The organism is Providencia sp. PROV130 (genome assembly GCF_028482225.1).
Classification (GTDB): domain Bacteria; phylum Pseudomonadota; class Gammaproteobacteria; order Enterobacterales; family Enterobacteriaceae; genus Providencia; species Providencia rettgeri.
In genome coordinates this window covers 47,382-54,798 of the sequence record NZ_JAMPQC010000021.1, presented here as the reverse complement: position 1 = coordinate 54,798, position 7,417 = coordinate 47,382, and the positions used below count along the sequence as shown (strand labels likewise).

10 protein-coding genes are annotated in these 7,417 nt (G+C 37.6%); 5 read left to right on the top strand and 5 right to left on the bottom strand.

Going from position 1 to position 7,417, the window contains the following annotated elements:
• Window positions 1–59 precede the first annotated feature (59 nt).
• The 5 genes from secB (at window position 60) to PSF28_RS15095 (ending at window position 3,165) form a co-directional block, all read left to right on the top strand.
• Window positions 60–536, top strand: coding sequence for a protein-export chaperone SecB (gene secB / locus PSF28_RS15115; protein WP_004906947.1), 477 nt, complete (start codon window positions 60–62; stop codon window positions 534–536).
• Window positions 536–1,564: an NAD(P)H-dependent glycerol-3-phosphate dehydrogenase gene (gpsA, locus tag PSF28_RS15110; RefSeq protein WP_004265161.1), complete on the top strand. Its 1,029-nt coding sequence runs from the start codon at window positions 536–538 to the stop codon at window positions 1,562–1,564. The genes secB and gpsA overlap by 1 nt, the downstream gene beginning before the upstream one ends.
• A 23-nt stretch (window positions 1,565–1,587) precedes the next feature.
• A complete protein-coding gene (cysE, locus tag PSF28_RS15105; protein WP_272685290.1) occupies window positions 1,588–2,409 on the top strand; it encodes a serine O-acetyltransferase in 822 nt (273 codons plus the stop codon).
• Window positions 2,410–2,560: 151 nt separating this feature from the next.
• Window positions 2,561–2,806: an AbrB/MazE/SpoVT family DNA-binding domain-containing protein gene (locus PSF28_RS15100; protein WP_004906951.1), complete on the top strand. Its 246-nt coding sequence runs from the start codon at window positions 2,561–2,563 to the stop codon at window positions 2,804–2,806.
• Window positions 2,803–3,165 (top strand): type II toxin-antitoxin system PemK/MazF family toxin, encoded by a 363-nt coding sequence (locus PSF28_RS15095; RefSeq protein ID WP_096863621.1) that lies wholly within the window; start codon window positions 2,803–2,805, stop codon window positions 3,163–3,165. Before PSF28_RS15100 ends, PSF28_RS15095 begins: the two co-directional genes overlap by 4 nt.
• A 29-nt stretch (window positions 3,166–3,194) precedes the next feature.
• Here the strand turns inward: PSF28_RS15095 and trmL are convergent, their stop codons facing one another.
• The 5 genes from trmL to PSF28_RS15070 form a co-directional block, all read right to left on the bottom strand.
• Window positions 3,195–3,698, bottom strand: a complete 504-nt coding sequence (gene trmL / locus PSF28_RS15090) for a tRNA (uridine(34)/cytosine(34)/5-carboxymethylaminomethyluridine(34)-2'-O)-methyltransferase TrmL (protein WP_272685289.1) — start codon at window positions 3,696–3,698, stop codon at window positions 3,195–3,197.
• A gap of 83 nt (window positions 3,699–3,781) precedes the next feature.
• Window positions 3,782–4,681 carry a hypothetical protein gene (locus PSF28_RS15085; RefSeq protein ID WP_272685288.1) on the bottom strand — a complete coding sequence of 300 codons (900 nt, stop codon included), beginning with the start codon at window positions 4,679–4,681 and terminating at the stop codon, window positions 3,782–3,784.
• An 18-nt stretch (window positions 4,682–4,699) separates the two neighbouring features.
• The gene (locus tag PSF28_RS15080; RefSeq protein WP_272685287.1) at window positions 4,700–5,440 is read right to left on the bottom strand and encodes a capsular biosynthesis protein; all 741 of its coding nucleotides are present in this window, start codon (window positions 5,438–5,440) and stop codon (window positions 4,700–4,702) included.
• On the bottom strand, window positions 5,440–7,026 hold the full coding sequence (locus PSF28_RS15075) for a capsular biosynthesis protein (RefSeq protein ID WP_272685286.1): 1,587 nt from the start codon (window positions 7,024–7,026) through the stop codon (window positions 5,440–5,442). The genes PSF28_RS15080 and PSF28_RS15075 overlap by 1 nt, the downstream gene beginning before the upstream one ends.
• A complete protein-coding gene (locus PSF28_RS15070; protein WP_272685285.1) occupies window positions 7,017–7,397 on the bottom strand; it encodes an HAD hydrolase family protein in 381 nt (126 codons plus the stop codon). The genes PSF28_RS15075 and PSF28_RS15070 overlap by 10 nt, the downstream gene beginning before the upstream one ends.
• Window positions 7,398–7,417 lie beyond the last annotated feature (20 nt).

The window sequence follows — 7,417 nt, the reverse complement described above, 5'->3', positions numbered from 1 at the left end:
CCCCTGTAGCTCAAAGAATGACAGGGAAAATTCATATGGAAGTTAAAGGTACATAAACTATGTCAGAACAAAACAACTCAGAAATGGTTTTTCAAATTCAACGCATTTATGCAAAAGACGTTTCATTTGAAGCACCTAACGCACCACACATCTTTCAACACGAGTGGCAGCCAGAAATCAAATTAGATTTAGATACTTCTTCAACTCAGCTGTCTGAAGGTGTTTATGAAGTTGTTTTACGCGTCACTACGACAGCAACTTTAGGTGAAGAAACCGCTTTCCTGTGTGAAGTTCAGCAAGCAGGTGTTTTCTCTATCGAAGGTATTGAAGGTACTCAAATGGCACATTGCTTAGGTGCATATTGCCCGAACATCCTGTTCCCATATGCACGTGAAGCGATCACTAGCTTAGTGGGCCGTGGTACATTCCCACAATTGAACTTAGCGCCAGTTAACTTTGATGCACTGTTCATGAACTATTTACAGCAGCAACAAGGTGAACAAGCGCAGAACTCAGAAGCTCAACAGGACGCTTAATGAATACTGCTTCAATGACAGTGATCGGTGCCGGCTCGTACGGCACCGCTTTAGCCATTACGCTTGCACGTAATGCACATCAGGTTGTGTTATGGGGCCATGACCCAAAACACATTCATCAACTAGAACAAGATCGTAGCAATCAGGCATTTTTGCCTGGCGTTTCTTTTCCTGATAGTTTATCTCTCGAAACGGACTTAAAACGCGCCGTTGAGGCGAGCCCCAATATCTTGATTGTGGTACCGAGCCATGTTTTTGGTGATGTACTAAAACAAATCCAGCCATACTTACGCGCAGACTCCCGTATTATTTGGGCGACTAAAGGCTTAGAAAGGGATACTGGCCGTTTGTTGCAAGAAGTGGCACGTGAGGTATTAGGTAATGAAATTCCTCTGGCTGTGTTGTCTGGCCCAACGTTTGCAAAAGAACTTGCCGCAGGTTTACCAACAGCAATTTCTGTTGCCGCAAGCGATAGCCAATTTGGTGATGACTTACAAAAGTTATTCCATTGCGGCAAGAGTTTTCGCGTCTATAAAAACCCGGATATGGTTGGGGTGCAACTGGGCGGTGCAGTGAAAAACGTGATTGCTATTGGCGCCGGTATTTCTGATGGCATGGGCTTTGGTGCCAATGCACGTACTGCATTGATTACCCGCGGTTTAGCTGAAATGAGTCGCTTAGGTGCAGCTTTGGGAGCAGACCCTGCAACTTTTATGGGGATGGCAGGTTTAGGTGACCTTGTGTTAACGTGTACAGATAACCAATCCCGTAACCGCCGTTTTGGCATGATGCTAGGTGATGGCGTTAGCGTTGAAGATGCAGAAAAAGAGATTGGCCAAGTCGTTGAAGGCTATCGTAATACCAAGGAAGTCCGCGCACTAGCTGAGCGGGCAGGTGTTGAAATGCCAATTACTGAGCAAATTTATCAAATCCTTTACCGTCATAAAAATGTGTTAGAGGCGGCGCAAGCACTACTAGGGCGTGCGACGAAAGATGAAATTGCCGATATGCCAAAGCTGCATGATTAATAAAAATAGATAGGTGAGTGATTATGTCGCGTGAAGAACTGGATAGAATTTGGGGTTTCATTAAAGATGAAGCGAAGTCTCTTGCGGACTGCGAACCACTCCTCGCCAGTTTTTTTAACGCGACATTGTTAAAGCACGACAATTTAGGCAGTGCACTCAGCTATATGCTAGCCAATAAACTGAGCTCGCCGATTATGCCAGCGCTTGAAGTGCGTGAAATTGTTGAAGAAGCTTATCGCAATGATGAAGGCATGATTTTCTCTGCGGCAATGGATTTAGCCGCAGTTCGCCTACGTGACCCCGCCGTTGATAAATATTCCACTCCATTATTGTATTTGAAAGGTTTCCACGCCTTGCAAGCCTATCGCATCGGTAATTGGCTGTGGAAAGAAGGCCGCCAAGCGCTGGCGGTTTACCTGCAAAATCAAATTTCTGTTTCATTTGGTGTCGATATCCACCCAGCCGCCCGTATTGGTTGTGGCATCATGCTTGACCACGCAACAGGCATCGTGATTGGGGAAACGGCTATTGTGGAAAATGATGTATCAATCCTACAATCCGTCACACTCGGTGGTACCGGGAAAACTTGTGGTGATCGCCACCCGAAAGTGAGGGAAGGAGTGATGATTGGCGCAGGGGCAAAAATACTCGGTAACATCGAAATTGGCCACGGCGCAAAAATTGGCGCAGGTTCAGTCGTGCTTCATCCAGTTCCACCGCATACCACAGTGGCAGGGGTTCCCGCACGTATTGTCGGCAAACCCACCAGCGATAAACCGTCCTTAGAAATGGATCAAAACTTTAATGGCAGTATTTGGGGTTTTGAAGATGGGGATGGGATTTGAGTTGTGAGGGTTCTAGTTCGATCGTTTTCATTTTTGATTTCCCTCATCTGTATATAAATTGACCGAAAATTTGCTTTAACCTCAATGAAGTTATACAATGTTTATACATTTAGAAACTAATATACTCAAAAATAAGTATGGGGTAAGAGAAATGAGCGTTGCTATAAAAAAATGGGGAAATAGCCAGGGCATTGTTATCCCATCAGCTATCTTAAAACAATTAGGTATTGAGGTTGGTCAACGTCTTGATATTTCTGTTAATAACGGTAATTTGGTTCTTTCTCCCAAAAAGAAGATAAGGATGTTTTCTGAAGCTTATTTGCTTGACAATATGAATGAATATAATAGTCATTCAGATGAACTTGCTCAAATTAATGATATGGAAATTGGTGAATGAGTAAAAGTTATATACCAAGGCGAAATGATATTATTTGGTTAGATTTTGACCCAACGAAAGGAAAAGAAATAGGAAAATATCGGCCTGCACTCGTTTTATCCAGTGTGGAATATAATAAAAAATCAGGCTTGGTAATTTGTTGTCCTATTAGCACAAGCATTAGAGGGCACATAACAGAAGTAGGGATAAATAATCTTGATACTCCGTGTGTTGCTGCGGCAAACCTTATTCAAACACTATCTTGGAAAGATAGAAGTATGAAGTTTGGGGTAGTTGCTGATGAGGGGGTTCTTGATGGTGTGCTCGCAAGGTTGATCCCATTAATTGGTGGAGAGCATTTTTTTATTGATTCAAACTAAAGGAACTCAAACTGAGCTCCTTTTATAGTCTAGTCCTTTAGCAGCGCCCCTGAATACCCCAACTGCCTCCATGCTTCAAACACAACCACTGCTACAGAGTTGGATAAATTCATACTGCGGCTATCTGCCAACATAGGAATACGAATTTTCTGCTCCATTGGCATGTTATCGAGCACATAAGGTGGTAAGCCGCGAGTTTCAGGGCCAAACATCAAATAGTCATTTTGTTGGTAGCTGACATTACTGTGGCTTGGTTTACCTTTAGTGGTTAAGGCAAACACGCGAGCCCCACTTTCAGATTGGTTATTATCCGGGTTTAGCCCTTCACTTTTCAAAAAAGCATAATAATCATGGTGATGCTTGATATCGGCAAACTCGCTATAGTCCAATCCCGCACGGCGTAGGCGTTTATCATCCCATGTAAAGCCAAGAGGGTGAATAAGATGCAAATCAAAGCCAGTATTGGCACAAAGACGAATGATATTGCCAGTATTTGGTGGTATTTCTGGTTCGAATAAAACAATGTGTGGCATAACGTTAAGCTGATATTTTTGATAAGAAACGATGAGAAGAGTTTACGCGCAAATGGGTTTGGTTTCATGTGGAAGTGAACATATTATTTAAGTTCTTTAGGCTTATAACCTTGAGCAATATTTTCTCTAATAAAAACTCTTACCTCATCGTAGTAATCTCTTTCTATTCGTTTGACCGAGTAATAATGAGAGTCCTGATTTCTAAGTTGTTCTATATCTTCGATAGTGACTTTAATATTTTTCCTTTCCCAAGGAATAAAGCAAAATGTTTTTCTTTCTACTCCTACATATTTTATTGAAGGGAATATTATTTCTTCTGAAGCATAAGAAAATCTAGCTATAAAAGATGGAATCAATGATGCTAATTTTAATTTAACCATTACTTTTGTCAGCAATGATGCGAATTTCCTTATTCTAAGACCTAATTTGCAACGGTATGCCCATATATTTTCTTTATAGTATTGATTCCCTCCTGAAGATAGCATGTGCTCCATTACATCATGCTTGTAATATGTGCCTTCAGGTGCTGACTTTCTGAGAACAGAACTTAACATCTTGTGAGCATTTTTATCTTTTAGGTGTACTTGGTAGTGGTAATCTTTCTTATCTGGGCTAGAACTCTCATTTTTTACTGAACCATAAATATAACTTTCAATACCTGATTTAATAAATAGTTGATTGCTACCAAAAGGAATGAAATAATCAAAATGTAGGCCTATTCTTTTGCATTCCAAATAATTTTCTATATGTACAAAAGTTAAGGTTCCATCAACATATCCTGTCAAAAGCCTAGTTCTATTAATATAGACATTTTTGTGTTTTGAAAAATCAAACTCCATTTCAGAATCTTGAGAAACATGAATGACTATTAATGGATTCAAGCAAAAATAATTTATATTATTTACAAGGTCATATACTGATTCTGCTGATTCATGCACTGCTATACTAAAAAGTAAATGGATTTTTTTCTTATGTTCTGCCATTCGGAGATACCATCTTAGCTAAAAATTAAGTGATTTAAAATCTTCATATTCTTGAGGAATACCGCAAAATACAATATCTTTTTTATTAATTAAGTCATAATGTATTTTAAATCCAATAGCTATTAGTTCATTATATAATGGTGCAATGTATAACTCTCCTTTATCCCATTCTTCTATAGGTTTCTTTAAGTAGCTAGTAAAAGCTAGTAGGTAGTCATCTTTGTTTTCAAAGTGATATAATCCTGTACAGCATAGATTTGAGATGATTTTTTTTTCTGCGGTCTCAGTAACTATTGTAGTGTATTCACTTTGTGGCTTTACATAAGACCAATTATTACCACTCCCTTTAAAAACCTCTAAATAGCCGTTTCCTTTCTCCTTTAGATTTGGGAATTTATAATTTTTCCTAAATGTATCTATATTGAAAATAGTAATAGAGCCAGAATAGTTAATTTTCTGTTCTTCAAGAATTTTCAATCCAAGCGCTACAGTTTCTGCCTGCCCTCTAGTATCTTCATTTAATACAGAAATGTAAAAGTTTTTAATACCTAGTTTTTTTGCTTGTTCTTCAACAAAATGGGGGGTGTTAAAAATATCCTTTACAATAAATAAAAATGGGTGGCTAGAGAAATATTTATCAAAGCTTTTAACTGAATGCCAAAATAAAGTTTCTCCTTGAGCCTCTAACATATATTTAGGAAGGGTGTATCCTGCTTTGAAAAACCTAGAGCTCATACCTGCCATAGGGATAACGATCATTATTTTAACCTTAGAAAAATTTGGTGAAGGCGAAAAGCATTAGCAAATAATGCTTTCTGGCGCTCAATATCATCAGAATGTAAAGGTAACATAGAAAGGAAAAGATGAATTTGCATCGCATACAGTTCTTTTGCGGTTAAACCGAACGTATCTTCAACTATTTTAATAAAAATTTGCTGTGTTCCTTTATGATGTTCTTCTTCTGCAATATCGAATGATATATCACCATCATTAATTGTAACATCATAATAACCAGCGATAATCCAGTCATATAATCCAAGGACAGAATGACTTAGTTTTGCAAGATCATACCTCAAGTCTCCATAGATAGTTTGTTCGTTGCTAGGTGTAAGCCCTCTAGGGTCAATCGTCTTTATTTTGCCAGCTCTAAAGTCATAAAGAATATTACTAAAGCAAAAATCTCCATGTAACACAGTATTTTCTTTGGGATTAGATGGCACATACATATTTATGCTTTCTAATATTTGGGTAAGGCTAAAACCCTCATCCCCGTTTAAGCTCCATTTTTTATCCAAAGAAATGTTTTTATTTTGACAATAGTCATTTAACCGTTCAATTGTTTTTTCTTTAAGTAATATAGAAAGGGTGTTACTTGAGCTACAGTCTGAGGCTTTATTATTGTTACAGGCGACGAGAAAGTTCATACAGCTTGTTAATATCTGCTCCCAAGCTTTGCTTGGTAATTTTGAAAATACATATAGCTCATTTAAAGCTGTAAGATGTAAAAACTCTAAGCGGTAGGAAATAGTATCATTTTCATATTTAGAACCAAGGTATTGTGGGATAAAGCCTCTCAGCTCTGAAGGTATATTCTCAAACCAAAAGGCTTCTGCAGCTATTTTATTACTTTTTGAACTTGATTTTTCAATCCAGTCAGGTGTAATCAGTAGTTCGTTGAATGCTCTTTGTGTAGTGTATTGGGCTTTTGAACGGTAATAAGTATTAACATGACCGAAGTCTAACCAGTTATCTGATTCAATAGGAGTAATACCAATTGTATTATGATATTTATTCAATCCTTCAAGAAATTGCCATTCACTCTGAGTAATTGATTTTATCAGCTCTCTCGGATCATTAAATTTGAAATAACCATCAATGATTCTATGTCTTGCATTTGAAGGTTCTAGCGGGTTGTCTTTTAGCCATTGAATATTGTCATTTGTAACAACTGCCCAGTTATAGTAATCCTTAGTATAAGATATACCTACAACATTCTCACCAACAATAGGTAGACTCCGGAATAATGTATCTCCGAATAATACATGTAAGGGTTTATTTAACGTATTGCCCGATATATTTAAAGATGCTACTAGCGATGCACCTAGGCTTAAACTATTTGGGGTTTTTATTATATTAACATTATTTTTTTCTAGCCATGTTTCATCAGTTATAGATATATTAAAGGTTTCAGGTATGGATATATATATCTCTTCACCTTTAGGGGCTAATGCAATTTGATACTGATATAATCTTTTATTTCCTAGAGGTAAAAAACTCGGTGGAATTTTCCCGAACTCTGACTCTAATTCTTGGCCGACAAAGGCTCCGGACATAATTAAAAACATTTTTTTTCATTCTCTATTAGCTGATTTACTTCCTCCACACTTAGTTTAGTAAATTCAGAAGGTCGTATGGCTCGGTCGTCAATATAGAATCCATCATGTCCGCACCAAGGTTTCCCTACAATAATTTCATCATATGGAATATTATGTTTATCTAGCCATTCAATAATAACTGGAAGTGTATGGACATTGATTTTTCCTATATTACCATCATAGGTTCGCATATTTCTTGCGGTGAAAATTATTATTTCAAATCCTATTTTTTTATATTCTCTAAGTTTTTCTATTACTTCGTTTTGAGGTGAAACTTCTTTATAATTTGTAGTATTAGCACTTGTTAGAGTACCATCTAGGTCTACAATTAATTTTTTCATATTATAAATCCTATCAAAAG

Coding starts and splice junctions, on each gene's coding strand:
- secB (WP_004906947.1), top strand. CDS start 60: ATGTCAGAACAAAACAACTCAGAAATGGTTTTTCAAATTCAACGCATT.
- gpsA (WP_004265161.1), top strand. CDS start 536: ATGAATACTGCTTCAATGACAGTGATCGGTGCCGGCTCGTACGGCACC.
- cysE (WP_272685290.1), top strand. CDS start 1,588: ATGTCGCGTGAAGAACTGGATAGAATTTGGGGTTTCATTAAAGATGAA.
- PSF28_RS15100 (WP_004906951.1), top strand. CDS start 2,561: ATGAGCGTTGCTATAAAAAAATGGGGAAATAGCCAGGGCATTGTTATC.
- PSF28_RS15095 (WP_096863621.1), top strand. CDS start 2,803: ATGAGTAAAAGTTATATACCAAGGCGAAATGATATTATTTGGTTAGAT.
- trmL (WP_272685289.1), bottom strand. CDS start 3,698: ATGCCACACATTGTTTTATTCGAACCAGAAATACCACCAAATACTGGC.
- PSF28_RS15085 (WP_272685288.1), bottom strand. CDS start 4,681: ATGGCAGAACATAAGAAAAAAATCCATTTACTTTTTAGTATAGCAGTG.
- PSF28_RS15080 (WP_272685287.1), bottom strand. CDS start 5,440: ATGATCGTTATCCCTATGGCAGGTATGAGCTCTAGGTTTTTCAAAGCA.
- PSF28_RS15075 (WP_272685286.1), bottom strand. CDS start 7,026: ATGTTTTTAATTATGTCCGGAGCCTTTGTCGGCCAAGAATTAGAGTCA.
- PSF28_RS15070 (WP_272685285.1), bottom strand. CDS start 7,397: ATGAAAAAATTAATTGTAGACCTAGATGGTACTCTAACAAGTGCTAAT.